This window comes from Alteromonas sp. 4NS20-0143, assembly GCF_057542855.1.
On record NZ_BAAJLR010000009.1, the window covers coordinates 13141 to 29212 of the forward strand.

Consider the following 16072-nt stretch of genomic DNA (forward strand, 5'->3'; position numbering starts at 1 on the left):
CTAGCTCCTTGTAACCGGGTTATTAACAATGTCATCAACCATCAAACGATAGTCACGCACCGCGGGAAACTCGGTTATATTTCTGTCTGGCAAGGTGCGGTCAGGATTGTCCACCGCCAGTAAATGTTTAATACCAAACGTTTTAGCCGCGTTCAGTATAGGCAAAGAATCATCGACAAACAGCGTTCGCTCATTAGTAAACTGAACCCGCTCCTGTAAACGTTGCCATAGCAATTGAGATTCTTTCGTTACCCCAAATTCATGAGTGGAGATAAGATTATCTATATGCTCGTCTAACTGGGTATGCTCTAACTTTAAGGCCAAGCTATTCGGGTGGGCATTAGTTACAAGTACCACTTGGCGACCAGAAGTGTGCAGTGCGTTTAAAAATGGGACCGTATCTTCGCGAATAGAGAGCAAGTGAGACAACTCGCGTTTTAGCGGCATAAACTCAGAGTCTAAATCTAGGGATAGAGACTCAGCCCAGTAATCAAGACAATACCATTGAATTTGACCAAAAACGCTGTCGTAGCGCTTTTTCATTTCGGCTTGGCTTTGCGCTTCTGAAATACCGCGAATTTCAGCTAATCGTTTGGGAAGGTGATACAACCAGAACTGATTATCGTAATGTAAATCCAGTAGTGTACCGTCCATATCAAGCAGTACGGTGTCTATTTCATTCCAGGGCAGAAAGGGCAAGCGATTTTCCTTATAATGAAGTAAGCTAGAATATGAGCAATTCAATGAACATGATAACAAAGATGTAGCGAGAGACATGCGAAAAATTGACCCAAATAAAGCATTACCACAAATTCATTCTCGTAAGATTGTGGCACAAAGCAATCTCTTCAGGGTAGAAAGTTTAGATTTAGAATTTTCTAACGGTGAAACCCGTCAATTTGAGCGTATGGCTGGCGGAAATCGCGGTGCCGTAATGATTGTCCCGATGCTAGATGCCGATACCATGGTACTTATCAGAGAGTATGCAGCCGGCACACATTCCTACCAACTCGGTTTTCCAAAAGGCCTTATTGACCCTGGTGAAACTGCGCTTGAAGCCGCGAACAGAGAGCTTCAAGAGGAAGCAGGTTTTGCCGCCAAGGAGCTTACCGAGCTACATCAAGTAAGTATGGCGCCTACCTTCTTTAATGCCAGCATGACAATTGTGATGGCACGAGATCTTTATCCGAAAACACTTGAAGGCGACGAGCCTGAACCTTTAGAGGTAATAAACTGGCCGATTGCTGAGTCAGATGCTTTACTTGCACGAGAAGATTTTGTTGAAGCCCGTTGTATTGCTGCTCTATTTTTAGCTCAGAAGTGGTTAAAGGAACAATAAACTATGCCCGACGATGCCCACCCCGACCTACTAGAATTGGCAAAAGAAGTTGCAATAGAAGCCGGCAAAGCAGTCTTAGAAGTATATGAAAATCGCGACTTTGACGCGTATCAGAAAGACGATGACTCACCGGTTACCAGTGCCGACTACCTTGCGAACGACATCATTAATAAACGATTGTCAGAAGCGACCCCAGACATTCCTATTCTTTCTGAAGAAAATAAGCACGCGAGTTTAGACGAGCGAAAACACTGGACTCGCTACTGGCTTATTGACCCCATAGACGGGACGCAAGAATTTATTGCTCGCAGCGGTGACTTTGCCGTGAACATTGCATTAATTGAAAACAACGAACCTACTATTGGCGTTATTTTTTGGCCCCCAGGGCAATCAATTTATTACGCGCAAAAGGGTAAAGGGGCATTTAAGTCTACGCCAGAAGGCGATAAGCCTATTTCGGTACGCAAGTTGAGCGACCCTAAAAGTAGCGTTGTTATGATTGCAATTAGCCGACGTCAGTCCCGTGAGAAAGTGCTCAACCGAATGTGTGCTAAACGTATCTACAACATGCTGCCTCTTGGAAGCTGCTCGCTGAAAGCGTGTTTTATCGCTGAAGGTAAAGCAGATGTATTTATGCGTATTGGCATTACAGGCGAATGGGATACCGGCGCTTCTCAGTGCATTGTATCTGAAGCTGGAGGCAGTATTACTACGGCAAACTTTGAACCGCTGACGTATAACAAGCGACATTCGCTAGAGAACCCAGATTTTGTGGTAATGGGCGATCAACGCGTGCCATGGCAGGACATTGTGAAGTATGATGACTATGAAAACCCATACACAAAATAAGACGTATGAGTTTTTGAATATCGCATAAATATCCTCACGGTTTACCCACAGTAGACCGTGCAATTTAGCCGTATTGCTACCCAATAGATTTCGTTGGCTTTTTCATATAGTCAATGCCAAACGAAATTAATGCATCAACAGGAGTAATCAAACGATGGCAAAGTACGTTCGCACATTATCAACCGCTTTACTGGCATGTGGACTCTCGTTTAACGCGTCTGCAGATTGGACAATTAACAAAGATACTAGCGCATTACATTTCATATCCACTAAAAACGCGCAAGTCACTGAAGTGCATCAATTCGATAGCTTTAAAGGCACTTTATCAGACAAGGGTAAGCTTAACGTTGAGGTAGACCTTTCATCGGTTAATACGGCAATAGACATTCGCAACAAACGCATGCAAGAAATGCTGTTTAACGTGAGTGAGTTCGCAACAGCAAACTTTGAAGCAACCTTAACCAAACCCATGATGCAGCTAAAAGCGGGTGAAGTGATGAACGGCAAAGTAGACGGCATACTAACGCTGCACGGTAAGGCAGTACCTACTGCATTTGCAGTAACTGTTAGCCAAGTTGATACTGATACGCTGACTGTTTCAACCAGCGCACCTACGCTCATTAAAGCTGAGTCGTTTGGACTAGCTCAGGGCGTTGCTGCTCTGCAGAAAATTGCTGGTTTGAAGAGCATAACAACCACAGTGCCGGTTACGTTTTCAGTGACGCTTAACCGCTAGCTCTTACACGCTAGCTCCCATATACTGGAAGCTCACAGCACAAATAAAAAAAAGCCGCTTAGAAAAGCGGCTTTTTTGTTTGTGGCTGTCCTTCTAGGGTTCTTTGTAGATATTCTGTTAAGGGCTAGGGCTCTTTAGAACCCCTTAAAGGAATCAACGTTTAAAACCCTAACCTTGCGCAACAAGCACAGGCTTTCTAGGAGCAGGTTGTTGGTTTAACGCCTGCTCAGGCATGGTTAGCCATAAGCTTTCAGGTAAAGCAGGTGCAGAAACATTATGCTTAGGGGTAGCGAAGTGAGAAATAGTAAAATGCTTCATTGCTACATCAAGACGTTTAAGCGCTTTACACTCGTTCACCTCTTCACCAATAACAAACACACCCCACTTACGCATTGTTTTACCCAGCACGTCACTACTTGTAAGGCGAATAACAGGGGCCGCTAGCACCATGCCTGTTAGTACAGGAAGTAACCACATAAACAGCGATGGTGTGAAATAAAACGTCGTTACACCCCAAGCTATGGCTAGTGAACTCATAATTTGCGTGTGCTTAATGGCGTTAGACCAAGGTACTTTGCGCCCTTCACGCTCCTGAGCTTCCCATTTTACTGAAAACCCGACGAACACACTGATAACAAAGTAACTATGATAGAACATCATAAGTGGTGCAATAAGCACAGCCATAACAAGTTCAAGAGATGCACCTTTAAGCAACGACCACGCGCCGCCAAACTCACTTCTGCGCTTAATTAAGGCAAGTGTAATACCAAGTAACTTAGGTAAAAACAACAGTGCTGCTGTGCCCCACATGGTCACCATCATCATATCTTGTCTAGCCACCTGCCAACTTGGAAATAACTGATATTCAGACATGAAGAAGTCAGGCACTGTTGTTGCGCGAATTAGCGCATCGGCTGTACCTAGTGCCAGCATGCAAAACAGAATAAGCGATGAAATATAGGCAAACGCGCCAAATAGGAAATGCAAACGGTTAGCCGTTTTAAGGCCTTTCACGTTAAGCAAGCCAAGATGCTGAATGTTGCCTTGAACCCAACGACGATCGCGAATGGCATAATCGACGATATTGCTAGGTACTTCTTCATAGCTTCCCGTTGTGTCGGTTAGCAAATACGCCTGCCATCCTGCACGTGACAGTAACGCCGCTTCAACGAAGTCATGACTCAATACTTCACCGCCAAACGGTGCACGTCCTTCAAGGGTAGGAAGACCACAGTGCTGCATAAACGGCGCTATACGGATAATAGCGTTGTGGCCCCAATAGTTGGCGCTGTCGGTTTGCCAAAAAGAGAGACCTGTAGCCAACATAGGGCTATATAAGTGTGCTGCAAATTGCACGAAACGCCCGAAAAACGTATCTTGGCGCACCGGCATAGGAATGGTTTGAATTAACGCGGTATCAGGTGCTTGTTCAATACGCTTTGCTAAATCTTCCATGCGTTCGCCAGTCATTACACTATCGGCATCTAGCACAATCATAGATTCGTAGTTACCGCCCCAGCGCTCACAGAACTCTTTAAGATTACCCACTTTTCTATGGGTGTTATTTTCACGGCGGCGATAGAAAACCTGCCCAGCGTAATCACCTAAACGTTTTTGCAAACGTGCAAATGCATGCAGCTCTGCTTCGGCTTTATCACTATCTCGCGTGTCGCTTAGCATGTAAAAGTCAAAGTTTTCTTTGCTGTCACCGTCCATAAGCTCGCGGATACACGTCTCGAAACCAACCATAATGCGCTTGGTATCTTCGTTATAAACTGGCATAACTACGGCGTGGCGCTGCGTTAAAGCAACGCTTGCTTCGGGTGCCGCCAATTTCTTTTTCAAACTCAGCGGGTCGATATTGAACAGCTGTAAAACGAATCCAATGATTCCTGTCCAAAATGCCATACACAGCCAAGCGAAAAGGGTTAAGCCAAGTCCTAGTTGTGCAATTTCTAAGTTTGTTAATCCATTAGGTAAAAATATCTCATACAAACTCCAACCGGCCAGCGCCGTGCTCGGAATAACGAGCATTGCCATTATAAATAAACGCATATGTGCTCCTTTGATGATCTGGTTACGTGACGATCTGATTTCTGATGACGGCCCTGACTGCTGATTAGCTTCCATCGATTTATTTAGGTTGGTAGACATAATTCCATACCTCGCTCACTCGCTTGCCGTCCTGCTCAATATAAGCACGCATATCAGTGGTTTGATTTTCCGTTGGCTGCATAAAGAAGGTAGCCCGCCACTCTGCGCCATCTGCTACGGGGTATAAACGCTGTTGAGATACCGTGCCGTTTGCGCTTTGCACTACGAGTTTTGTGGTTTTATCATCAAACGCTTTTGCCTTTGGCGCTAAGAAATCAACGGTAAACTGACGTGTGGTTGCCAAAGACTCATCTTTAAACTCATCACCAGGCAATACTGCGCTACCTTGTCTAGTGCGCTCTACAGTGGCTAAGGCACTTACAAAGGGGTGTTGCTCTACCGTTTTAAGTTCGTAAGAGAAATACATTGAATCGCCTTCGTTAAACGGCTCTTCTGGTGTCCAAAACGCAACAATATTGTCGTGAATTTCAGAGGTAGTCGGAATTTCAACAACCTCTAAACGGCCTTTATCAAAACCTTCTCTAGGCGTAACCCAAAGTCCAGGGCGAATATGATAATTTGCTTCTGCGTCTAGGTAGTTATCCCATTGCCCATCGCGCTGTAACATACCGAAACCCTTAGGCTTACTGTCGCTTAGTGAGGTAATTTGCAGGCGAGACGGATTTGTTAACGGTCTGAAAATTTCTTCATCGGCATGAGTTACCATTAATACACCATCGCTATCGTGCACTTCAGGACGGTAGTCGTCGTGACGCTGTTGTGTATTTTCGCCGTACAAAAACATACTAGTAAACGGAGCAACGCCAAGCTTTTCTACGTCTTCGCGGGCAAACAACCAGCTCTCAACCTCAACGGAAGTGTCTTCACCTGGCTCGATAACAAATTTATAAGCGCCAGCGACAGATGGACTTTCCAAACGGGCATAAATGGTAATTGGCTGGTTCGTCTCTGTTCCTTTTTTGCTAGGCTCCACTATCCAAAATTCGGTAAAGTGAGGAAACTCCTCACCCTTGGTTAATGCCGTATCAATGGCGAGGCCTCGTGCAGAAATTCCGTATACTTGGTTTTTCCCCACTAAGCGAAAATAAGAAGCGCCCAGAAAAACGGCAAATTCATCTTTATACTCGTCACTTTTAATAGGGTAATGAACACGGAAGCCCGCAAACCCTGAGTTCTCATCAGTTAACCCTTTAAGTGCTGATGATTGTCCATCGTAGCTGAACATCTCGCTGTCAAAGGCTAAACGCTCGGGGGTATTACTGCTCCCGATGGTATGAATAGTAACGGGATATTCGTAAAGAAAGCCTGGGTGAAAAAATTGAAGCTCGTAGTCGTTTTCTTCATGCCAAAGACTTTGCTCAGGTTGAAAACGAATAGAACGGTATGTTTGGTAGTCAATTTCCTTGAGCTTACTGTCCAAGTTATGATCGTCTTGTTCATAACTTTCACTTGCAGAAACTTTGGCTGCATCAATAACAGATTGTAGAACCGGTGACGCTTTCTGCGGCAGATTATTATCGTTAACAGTTGTCGCCATTGCACTTGGTAAAACAATAAACGCTAAAATGCTTGAAACGTAAACCAATGCACGGGGCATTGCACAGCTTATAGATACGTGTTGCTTAACTATATTTCGCATGATAATTGATAAACGTGGCTCGGCCATTTTCCTCTCCTTTGGGTAATGGGCTATCGCAGCTGCTTAATTATCTAAGCAGTAGAAAGGTGCTCTATTCCTTTCCTTTGGATTAACGCAGTAAAGGGAAAACTAAAACTCTGCGTCTACTCTCAAATGCAATAACTCTCACAGGGGATGAGCAAGACACGTTCCAACGCGTTCAAAAAGACAACTAAATATAATAATACTCAATATTTTCAATTATTTAAAAGGGTAAAAAAGATATCAACACACTCGCCGCGCTAATATTTTCTAATTGAAAGGCCTTAGCCATCTACTATTTCACATGAAAACTGTTGTTTTTTAGAGACAGTTTTTGCATCTACCATTCACAGCATATCGCTGTTCTTTTATCTAAATATCGACTAGCCACATTAAATACTTATATATTTCCTTTGTTTTTCATCACGTTAAATATAAAAAGTATATTAACTTGGATTTAAGAAGCGAGTTGGCAAAGGCCTTGCAATTTCACTAGTAGGACGAGGATGACACGGTAAAACGTAAAATTTTCATATTTTGCATGTCATCGTCATTTTTTATTCAGTTCACTATTAGGCATTCTGTTTAAGCGTCGTATATCGGCGGTTCCCCCCTTATAGCTGATGCAGCCTAAGGATAAACCGAGCTTAAGCACACCTTCATAATCACGCTTGTTTTATGAAATAGGTACTGAACATACTAAGGAGTTATTACATGAACAAAGCAATCTCACTTCTCGCTTCAACGTCTGCGCTTGTCGCATTTACCGCCGCTTTTGCCCCTGCTACTGCTTTAGCCGATAAGCCAGATTGGCGCTATGTAGAAGGAGGCTATACAAAGCTAGATTTTGATAACAACGAATCCTTTGAGCCTGATGGGTTTACCGCTAGTGGCAAATACCTTCTTAATAGCAATTGGTACTTAAACGGTGAATACAGCTTTTTTGAAGAAGGCAATTTCGATTTTGATATGATAACCGTTGGTGCTGGCTATCGACTTCCAGTAAATGCCACTACAGATGCTTACTTCGGCGCGAACCTTGAGCGAGTAGACGGCGACATAGACGATGATAATGGCTACAGCGTGAACGCTGGGCTTCGCTCTATGGTCACAGAGCAAATAGAATTAGCCGGTGAAGTTGGCTATTACGATGTAGACGGTGGTGAAGCAACGATTAAGGTAGGAGCGAATTACTACATTACGCCTCAGTGGGCAGTTGGCGCCAGCTATGAATTAATTGATGAGCTAGATATTATGCAAGTAACGGCTCGTTACGCGTTTTAAGCCTCCCTCTCCTCAGGAAGGTTAGCCGGGTTGCTCGACCCGGCTTTTTTATTCAGCGCTTTCTATTCACCCGCTTTGTCTTCGGGCAATAAATCCTCTTTACGCTTTATATCCACACTTTCGTGTAATTCTGAATACACCAGTACCGCTTCTCCCGACTTTAAGCCATCGAGTACCTGCTGTACCTTAGTTTTAAATTCAGTTTCTTGCTCGCCGTAATCTGTACCTTCCCGCAGCACAAACGATTCGGCCAAGCTATAAACCGTATCAGCCTCTAGTGCTTCGATAGGAATTATCATATTTGCTCCAATTTATAAATTTCACAGCACTCACCCACAAAGACCTCAGTAGCTACGGCTTGAATAGCTGCATGTACTGTCTATTGGCAGCACTTCGCTGACAAACTGCTTCACTCTTTCATGTAGCCATACTCGGGGATTGAATACAGAGCCTTGCATAAAACCTACATGCCCACCCCGTTCGCTTAATTCAACGGTTACGTTTCTAGCTAGCTCTTCTTCTTTCGGCACAATGAGGTGATTCATGAAAGGATCGTCAATGCTATGCAGTACTAGCGTGCGACAGTGTATAGCGCTCAAAAAGTGATACGCACTGCACTTCTCATAATAATCTTGCGCATCTTCAAAACCATGAAGTGGCGCCGTTATTTTTTCGTCAAACTGCGTAAAACTGGTCATATCGTCAACGTCTTCTTTTGTAAGCTGAATAAGCTTTCGATAGTCGATATATTCCATTTTCTGGCGCAGCGTGCTTTTCATACTGTTTAGTAAGTACTTTTGATACACCCGAGAAAAACCGTGGTTAATCGACTTTGCACACTCCGCCAGTTTCAGTGGCGATGAAATGGCAACAGCGGCTTGAAGCCACTTCTGTGCTGGATTTTCGCCTAACAACTTAAGCAGCATATTACCGCCTAAAGAAAAGCCAATAGCCACTTTGGGAATACGCGGAAACTTATCGCTAAGCCACTCTAAGAAAAAGCTAGGATCGCCGGTTTCACCGCTGTGATAGGCTCGGGCATTTAAGTTAGGTACACCACTGCAACCGCGATAGTGCATCATCACCACCTGCCAGCCGTTTACCGACAGCTGTGCCATCATATCGTTGGCATAGTGAGACTTAATGCTTCCCTCTAACCCGTGAAAAAGAACAACGATGCCTGCTGTTTCCTGTGGTTTCGGGCCCCACGCTACATCAACAAAGTCATCATCAGGAAGGGTTAATCGCTCCATTTGATAGGCTAATGGCAACCGTTTTTGAATATACCGTGGCCATATTGTCTGCACGTGACGATTTTTAGCCCACCCAGGAACGGTGAAGCTACTTTTAATTATTTTTCCGTGTGCTCTCGCTAACTTACTCATTATGGCTTCTTATTTTAATGCTTCTTATTTTAGGCTTCTTATTTCAATTTTCGTCTTAATCATTTCTTCACAACAAAAACAGCTTAAGAGAGCTGGCTAACAAGCTGACTCACAAGGCTTCGGGCCTCGCTGTTTTCCCTGAGCGAATAAACATTGATAAACGCTGCAATAGACGCATTTAAAATGCGTGTTCCATCACCTGAAGGCTGCGCAGACATGCGGTGTACGTCTAACTGATTAAAAGCTTCGATAATGACTTCTTGCTGCTGCCTCTCAAGCGCTAGCTCTTGGGTTTTTAGCAGCTCATAAGTCTCAGCTTTTTTTTCACAGCTTGCACTACTTTCATCATTAGCGTTAGTCGAACTTTGCACCGTTGACCGGTGCTTCGGGTTGGCCAGCTTGCGTTTATCTCTGTGTATTTTTAACTCACTTTCACTTTTCGCCGCCGCCTCAATAACCTCTTTTAACTGGGGCAAATTAATAATGATATTGTTTTCTAAACACCAGCACACCAGTAAAAGCACATTCACGTTTACCCCATGCTGATCTTGAAGCAGCAACGCTAAAGGTGCTACATCACCTGTGGCATAGCGGCTAAGGCTATATTGCCAAAACATCTCACCATCAATACTAACCATTTGCGATGTCATAAGCTTCCCGGTGTTGTTCTATTTGCTCTTGGGCATCCAGCCATGCCATTTCCTCTTCTTCAATACGCTGCTTCAGTGAAGTCTGCTTATCGAGTAACGCCATAAGCTCAGATTTTTTGTCCTCACCGTAAAGGCTGGTATCTGCCAATGACTCCTCTACATTGGCGAGGGAGGCTGAATGGGCCTCCATATTCTTTTCATGCTTTTCTACGGCGCGCTTTAAAGGAGCGATCTGTTTTCTAAACTCAGCTTCTTTGCGCTTTTCTTCTTTGCGATCGAGTTTCCGCTCAGGCTTACTGGTTTGCTCCCCTTGCGCTTCGTCTTTTGCATCTTGATTCGCTTTTGCCTTTTCAGCAGCCTGCTGTTTTAAGATCCAATCTCGATAATCATCTAAGTCGCCGGTGAAAGAGGCCACATGACCACTGTCCACAAGATAGAAGTCTTCGCACACCGAGCTCAGTAGAAACCTATCGTGCGATACCAGCACCATAGCGCCTTCAAAGCCTTGCAAGGCAATATTAAGGGCATGACGCATTTCTAAATCAAGGTGGTTCGTCGGTTCATCTAAAAGCAGTAAATTTGGCTTTTGATACACAATTAACGCGAGCACCAAGCGAGCTTTTTCACCACCAGACATGGGGGCAACAGGCGCGAGTGCTTCGTCGCCATTAAATCCAAATCCGCCCAAATAATCTCGCAACTGCTGTTCGGTGGCTTTTGCATCTAGTCGCTGTAAGTGAAGTATAGGGGTGGCATTGGGGTCTAAGGTTTCTAGCTGATGCTGAGCGAAATACCCAATTTTAAGCCCTTTCGCTGTATTGAATATGCCTTGCTTGGGCGAATGCACGCCTGCCAGCAGCTTTATCAGCGTTGACTTACCTTGGCCATTTCGACCAAGAAGGCCAATACGGCTGCCCGGAACCAAATTGAGTTTCACCTGCTCTAGCACGGTATGTTCGCCATAGCCTAGCTGCACTTTTTCCATTTGCACTAGCGGGTTCGGCAACGCTGATGGAGGCGCAAATGAAAAGCTAAAAGGGCTAGCCATGTGCGCAGGAAGCAGAGTCTCCATCTTCTCAAGCTGTTTAATACGGCTTTGTGCTTGCTTTGCTTTACTCGCTTTGGCTTTAAAACGGGTAATAAATGAGTTCAGATGAGCAACTTTTTGCTGCTGCTTATCATACTCAAGATTTTGCAAGCGAATACGTTCGGCACGCTGCGTTTCAAAGGCAGAATAGTTCCCCGTATAAGTCACTAGTTTTTGTTGCTCTACACTGATGATTTGAGCAACCGTATTATCGATAAATGCCTTATCGTGAGAAATAAGTAGCAATGTTCCAGCGAATCGCTGTAGCCATTTTTCAAGCCAAATAACCGCATCTAAATCTAAGTGGTTGGTTGGCTCATCAAGTAATAGTAAGTCTGAGGGACATAACAAGGCCTGCGCCAGGTTTAAACGCATACGCCACCCGCCAGAGAAGTCGGTAACGGGGGCGGTAAGCTGTGAGTTGGTAAAGCCTAAACCTGAGAGAATAGTGGCCGCACGAGACTCAACATCATAAGCACCTGCCTGTTCTAACTGACCGTGAATTTGGCCAATCTGTACGCCGTCTTCTTTCTGTTCGGCTAACGCAAGCTGCGCCTGAAGCGTGCGTAAGTGTTTATCGCCGTCTACCACATAATCAATGGCTCGCCTGTCTGTTGCCGGCGTTTCCTGAGCCACGCTGACTATTCGCCAGTCGCCAGGTACGCTGCAATCACCAGCATCAACCGTTAGCTCGCTGCGCAACAGGGCAAATAAAGTCGATTTTCCACACCCGTTGCTGCCTATCAACGCCACTTTATGACCAGGAAATACCTGGGCAGATGCGTCTTCTAGCAGCATTTTTCTGCCGCGCAATAGCGATACATTTGAGAGCTTTATCATGACTTACCTACGCTGGGACAACTTCGGGCGCGTATAATAGCAAAAACTTAAGGTAAAAGCTGATCAACGCAACGTGTTTGGCGGTATAATAAGGGCATCGCATCAAAAGGTATAGATATGTCAAAATCAGTGAGACGCCGCTTTGTCGCTGGCGCAACGTGCCCTGAGTGCAAAGAGTTAGATACGATTTCTTTATATTATGAAAATAATGTGGAGAAGTTAGAGTGTGTGGCGTGTGGTTACAATGAAGCACAAACCGATGAAAAGGTGAGCGCGGTAACAAGAGAAAGCGAAAACGTTATCGGCATATTCAAGCCTCACTAGGTAAACCTAGCCTATTGCCCTGGCACTAAGAGATCGTTTTCATGCGCCGGCTATATGCCATGCGCCAGTTATATGAATAATGCACGTGTATTGCTAGGGCTCATCTTAGAGCTCGCGCAACGCGCTTATATCGAACATCTAAATCAAGCTCTTCAGTCAAAAACCCACAAATCGTGAATCTAAACTAGCGCTTAATAAAAGCGCTAGTTTAAGAGTTAATTAAAGGGCTAACTTAAGAGCTCATTTAAGGGCTCATTCAAACGCTAGGCCCGTCGGTGTTCACGCAATTCAAAGTAATTATACAATTTTACAAAAGTAAGGCCTGAGCCAATACCTATAAAAAAGTGAATAAATAGCCCAGCAATTGCGCTTATCGACGTAGTTGCGATATCGGTTACCAACAAGATAGCGACACCCACAACTACAGCACCTAAAAATGAATAAAATGTCGTTAGCATTTTAATCAGTCCAAGCAACGCCGAAAAGGTAAGCTACAGCAGCCCCCGCGGCTCCGCCCATGGCACCCAGTGGACCACCAGCAAGCCCAGCAACACCGCCGCCTATAGTCTGCGCTGCAAAGTCGCCCATTTCGAAGTCTCCCCAGCAGTATTCCTCACAACCGCCACTCACTGCCATTAGATCTGTTTTACTTAAAGTTTGCATTTTTCTCTCCATAGAAAATTGAGGTAGCTTTATTGCTACCTCAAAGAGAGTGACATAAAAACGCCATCGTTAAACCTGAACACTAGAACTAAAATAATACAAAACAGATAAAAAACCTGCAGCTTTACAGGCATCGAATTTCAAAAAAATACGTGGTCACTAAGGTGGGGATTTTAAGTCGTGGATGTGAGGTTATAACTAATAAAAACATTCACAGCTACTTAGAACGCCTAGACAATGTGCTTTCTAAGTGGCTGAGTAAATGAACCAGTGAACTGCGTATTTCTTATTACGCAGTTCTTATTACGGTCTTCTCAGATCGTGCAGCTGTCACCGCAATCGTTGGCACCATCTCGCATGCCCTCAATAGCTTGATTGTCTTTTTCATCTTTTTTGGCCTGATTTTCAGCCATCGACTTTTCCACTGAATCAAAGTCAATATTATCAAGTGCATCTATGTCAAATGCATCCATATCAAAATCGCTCATTTTTTAAACCTTCTATTGCTGCACAAGCGCATCACTGCTTGCTACTTATAAATTAAAAGTGAGGAGGCGGTGTTTCCTCAGACTCTTTCGCCATATTTGATGGCTCGATAGACTTTACTCTGTCCACAACATGACGAACCTTAAACAACAAGTCATCCAACTGTTTTTGCTGAGAGGACAGTGCGTCGTTTAATGAATCAATGGTGTACTCTTGAAAAGCTACTTTGGTTTGCAGTTCTTCAATACTTTCATGGGCACTTTCTAACTGCGCCTGTAGCGTTGCCATTCGCTTTTCTTCGTCATTGTGTTTGTGAGTCATCGCGCTCTCTATGGTTTTTTGCTGCTTAGCACACGTTTTATTACGCGTCGCTGCAAATGGTGTTGCTACTACTGGCTATCGCTCTCGCTGCCACACTTCGGCTAAGCCACTGCTGCTTTCTGTGACTATGTTACCATTTGGCAAGAACCCAACGCCATACACAACTGACGTAGGTGGCGATATTGTGTCACGCACCGCTACTTGAATAGACTGAATTTGATCGCCCGTTTCAATATCCCACAGATACGCTTTTCGTGATGGCGAACCAGTAAGTAAATACTTACCGTCTTTTGAAAACTCCACATCGGTGAATATCTTTTGCCGCGCAATGTAATTTAGGCTGCTCACAGGTTGCCCGGTTTGCACATTCCAAATTTGCGACTTGCTTTGACTATCGGCGGTAAAGGCAAATCGCCCTTCATCGTCCAACGCTACCTTGGTGACCCGGGTGGGATGGGTAAAGGTGTGCAAAATTTGTCCAGTTTCTGTGCTCCACAAATACGCAAGGTAGTCATTACCACCGGTGAGCGCATACTTGCCATTTGGCGAAATATCAATAGAGTTCACTTTTTCCTGATGTCCCAAAAACTCAAGACGCCGCTGGGTACTGGGTTCGAAAAACATGACTTTGCCGCTTGAGCGAGCCACGAGTATTCCTCTGCCATTATTAGTAACGGCTACATCTCTTATGTTTGATTCATCTATTCGCCAGAACCCTACAGGCTCGCCAGTTTCCATATCCCACAAAGCAAACGCAACTCTGTCTGCGGTAACAACAAATCGCTTGTCTGCGCTGATATGCACCGACACTACAAGATTATTACCTTCGCTTTGATGCCCCCAACGGTACAGAGGTTCGCTATCACCAATACGCCACACGTTGATGCCGTTATCAACGCCAGAGACAACGGCAATGGTCCCGTCTGCGGAAATGTCTGCCGCATATGCACCTTCTTCAACATGACGCCACTGCTTTAATGGCGTAGTATCAGGAACCGTACACCCTACGGATCCGCAAATAGCTGTGATGAGTAATAATAATCTCAGGAACATTTTGGACCTAAACATAATCAAATGGGTTTCGCTTTGTAAACGCTACGTTTAACATAGCACGGATATCGCATCTTTAACTATCGTGCGCACTGCCTTAGATGCAGCAGTATAGACATTGAAGCATGATGATAAAAATTAATGGAGACGTTTTTATGCAGAAGTCGCTCGTTGCCTTATCAACACTAGCTGCGCTTGGACTATTCGCTTGCCAGCCTAATACTTCAGATGAGGCTACAACTACCAGCGCAGACAATGCCAACGCATCTTCTGTTGCAGCAGAAGAAATGACAGATACGCAAAAGCAGGCATACGCAATGGGTGCAAGCATGGGCTTATTTGTGACTAATCGAGCTGAGCAGCAAGAACAACTTGGTTTAGCACTTGATCAAGACGCACTTAAGCAAGGCTTTACTGACGGTTTAAACGACACGCTTAAATTTACGCCAGAGCAGATCCAACAAATTGCTCAACAAGGCGAAGAAATGTTGCGTACTAAGCAACAAGAAATGGCGGCACAAGCGGCAGAAAAGAATATTGAAGCCGGTGTTGCGTACCTTGCAGAAAATGCAGAGCGCGATGGCGTAACCACTACCGAATCAGGCCTACAATACGAAGTGCTTGAAGAAGGTGAAGGCAACAGCCCTGCTGCTACTGACATGGTTAAAGTACATTACCGTGGCACCTTGCTAGATGGCACTGTTTTCGACTCATCATATGACAGAGGCGAGCCAGCTGAATTTCCACTAAATCGCGTTATTCCTGGCTGGACTGAGGGTGTTCAATTAATGAAGGAAGGCGCTAAATACCGCTTCCATATCCCATCAGAACTTGCCTACGGTGAGCGTGCTACTGGAGCGATTACGCCAAACTCAACACTTATTTTTGATGTTGAGCTACTTGAAGTAAAAGCACCAGCAACAGAAGCACCAACTGAGTAACATCTGCTATTTATGGTGGCGGTTTCTTCGCCTCACAAAATAGCACGAGTGCAGAAAAGAGAAAGCCGACGCTAATTACGTCGGCTTTGTTGTTTTAGTGAGTCAGCTAATTCCATGCCTACCTTTCCCTATGAGCGAGTGGTGTTCAACCACGTCCGTATCCAATTAGTAAAGTGGATATTTCAATGTGCTAGGTGCCTCGAATCACTCTATAACTATAGTACAGTGCGTTGATTTTTCACCTTTGTAACCGACTTTTCTTGTAACATTTTCGACTTAAATTGCCGTGGTTAGACTGTTTTGATTTAAGGCTCAGGGATGTTTTACCGCTCAGGGCTGTTT

At 44.6% G+C, this 16072-nt stretch carries 18 protein-coding genes; 6 read left to right on the forward strand and 12 right to left on the reverse strand.

Annotated elements, in window-relative coordinates; all coding sequences use genetic code 11:
- Positions 1-699, reverse strand: coding sequence for a GMP/IMP nucleotidase (gene yrfG, locus AC27HD_RS15870; RefSeq protein ID WP_032095322.1), 699 nt, complete (start codon positions 697-699; stop codon positions 1-3).
- Positions 700-775: 76 nt separating this feature from the next.
- Here yrfG and nudE point away from each other — a divergent pair, with 76 nt between their 5' ends.
- The 3 genes from nudE (at position 776) to AC27HD_RS15885 (ending at position 2924) form a co-directional block, all read left to right on the forward strand.
- The gene (gene nudE, locus AC27HD_RS15875; protein ID WP_032095321.1) at positions 776-1339 is read left to right on the forward strand and encodes an ADP compounds hydrolase NudE; all 564 of its coding nucleotides are present in this window, start codon (positions 776-778) and stop codon (positions 1337-1339) included.
- A gap of 3 nt (positions 1340-1342) precedes the next feature.
- Positions 1343-2188 carry a 3'(2'),5'-bisphosphate nucleotidase CysQ gene (gene cysQ, locus AC27HD_RS15880; RefSeq protein WP_487107056.1) on the forward strand — a complete coding sequence of 282 codons (846 nt, stop codon included), beginning with the start codon at positions 1343-1345 and terminating at the stop codon, positions 2186-2188.
- Positions 2189-2342: 154 nt separating this feature from the next.
- Positions 2343-2924, forward strand: a complete 582-nt coding sequence (locus tag AC27HD_RS15885) for a YceI family protein (protein WP_487107058.1) — start codon at positions 2343-2345, stop codon at positions 2922-2924.
- 168 nt (positions 2925-3092) lie between these two features.
- Here the strand turns inward: AC27HD_RS15885 and mdoH are convergent, their stop codons facing one another.
- Together mdoH and AC27HD_RS15895 are read right to left on the reverse strand one after the other, a co-directional pair.
- Positions 3093-5054, reverse strand: coding sequence for a glucans biosynthesis glucosyltransferase MdoH (mdoH, locus tag AC27HD_RS15890; protein WP_487107208.1), 1962 nt, complete (start codon positions 5052-5054; stop codon positions 3093-3095).
- A gap of 4 nt (positions 5055-5058) precedes the next feature.
- The gene (locus tag AC27HD_RS15895; protein ID WP_487107060.1) at positions 5059-6705 is read right to left on the reverse strand and encodes a glucan biosynthesis protein G; all 1647 of its coding nucleotides are present in this window, start codon (positions 6703-6705) and stop codon (positions 5059-5061) included.
- A 708-nt stretch (positions 6706-7413) separates the two neighbouring features.
- Here AC27HD_RS15895 and AC27HD_RS15900 point away from each other — a divergent pair.
- Positions 7414-7983, forward strand: coding sequence for an outer membrane beta-barrel protein (locus AC27HD_RS15900; RefSeq protein WP_032095317.1), 570 nt, complete (start codon positions 7414-7416; stop codon positions 7981-7983).
- Between the two features lie 62 nt (positions 7984-8045).
- On the opposite strand, the gene AC27HD_RS15905 is transcribed toward AC27HD_RS15900, so the two are convergent.
- The 4 genes from AC27HD_RS15905 to AC27HD_RS15920 form a co-directional block, all read right to left on the reverse strand.
- Positions 8046-8282, reverse strand: a complete 237-nt coding sequence (locus AC27HD_RS15905; RefSeq protein WP_269518125.1) for a YheU family protein — start codon at positions 8280-8282, stop codon at positions 8046-8048.
- A 45-nt stretch (positions 8283-8327) separates the two neighbouring features.
- The gene (locus AC27HD_RS15910) at positions 8328-9368 is read right to left on the reverse strand and encodes a hydrolase (protein ID WP_487107062.1); all 1041 of its coding nucleotides are present in this window, start codon (positions 9366-9368) and stop codon (positions 8328-8330) included.
- Positions 9369-9451: 83 nt separating this feature from the next.
- On the reverse strand, positions 9452-10018 hold the full coding sequence (locus AC27HD_RS15915; protein WP_487107064.1) for a TIGR02444 family protein: 567 nt from the start codon (positions 10016-10018) through the stop codon (positions 9452-9454).
- A complete protein-coding gene (locus AC27HD_RS15920) occupies positions 9999-11945 on the reverse strand; it encodes an ATP-binding cassette domain-containing protein (RefSeq protein WP_487107066.1) in 1947 nt (648 codons plus the stop codon). The genes AC27HD_RS15915 and AC27HD_RS15920 overlap by 20 nt, the downstream gene beginning before the upstream one ends.
- A 117-nt stretch (positions 11946-12062) precedes the next feature.
- Here AC27HD_RS15920 and AC27HD_RS15925 point away from each other — a divergent pair, with 117 nt between their 5' ends.
- Complete coding sequence (locus AC27HD_RS15925; protein ID WP_032095312.1) at positions 12063-12269, forward strand: YheV family putative zinc ribbon protein; 207 nt, start codon at positions 12063-12065, stop codon at positions 12267-12269.
- A 263-nt stretch (positions 12270-12532) separates the two neighbouring features.
- On the opposite strand, the gene AC27HD_RS15930 is transcribed toward AC27HD_RS15925, so the two are convergent.
- The 5 genes from AC27HD_RS15930 to AC27HD_RS15950 all read right to left on the reverse strand — a co-directional run bounded on the left by AC27HD_RS15930 (position 12533) and on the right by AC27HD_RS15950 (position 14792).
- A complete protein-coding gene (locus AC27HD_RS15930; RefSeq protein ID WP_349377230.1) occupies positions 12533-12727 on the reverse strand; it encodes a hypothetical protein in 195 nt (64 codons plus the stop codon).
- 1 nt (position 12728) lies between these two features.
- Positions 12729-12932: a hypothetical protein gene (locus tag AC27HD_RS15935; RefSeq protein ID WP_052010091.1), complete on the reverse strand. Its 204-nt coding sequence runs from the start codon at positions 12930-12932 to the stop codon at positions 12729-12731.
- Between the two features lie 314 nt (positions 12933-13246).
- Entirely contained in the window at positions 13247-13420 is a 174-nt protein-coding gene (locus AC27HD_RS15940) for a hypothetical protein (RefSeq protein ID WP_200883155.1), read from the reverse strand.
- Between the two features lie 52 nt (positions 13421-13472).
- Positions 13473-13739, reverse strand: a complete 267-nt coding sequence (locus AC27HD_RS15945) for a SlyX family protein (protein WP_487107069.1) — start codon at positions 13737-13739, stop codon at positions 13473-13475.
- Positions 13740-13814: 75 nt separating this feature from the next.
- Entirely contained in the window at positions 13815-14792 is a 978-nt protein-coding gene (locus tag AC27HD_RS15950) for a WD40 repeat domain-containing protein (protein WP_487107071.1), read from the reverse strand.
- Between the two features lie 152 nt (positions 14793-14944).
- Here AC27HD_RS15950 and fkpA point away from each other — a divergent pair, with 152 nt between their 5' ends.
- Positions 14945-15730 carry an FKBP-type peptidyl-prolyl cis-trans isomerase gene (fkpA, locus tag AC27HD_RS15955; protein WP_163106063.1) on the forward strand — a complete coding sequence of 262 codons (786 nt, stop codon included), beginning with the start codon at positions 14945-14947 and terminating at the stop codon, positions 15728-15730.
- Positions 15731-16072: the final 342 nt, after the last annotated feature.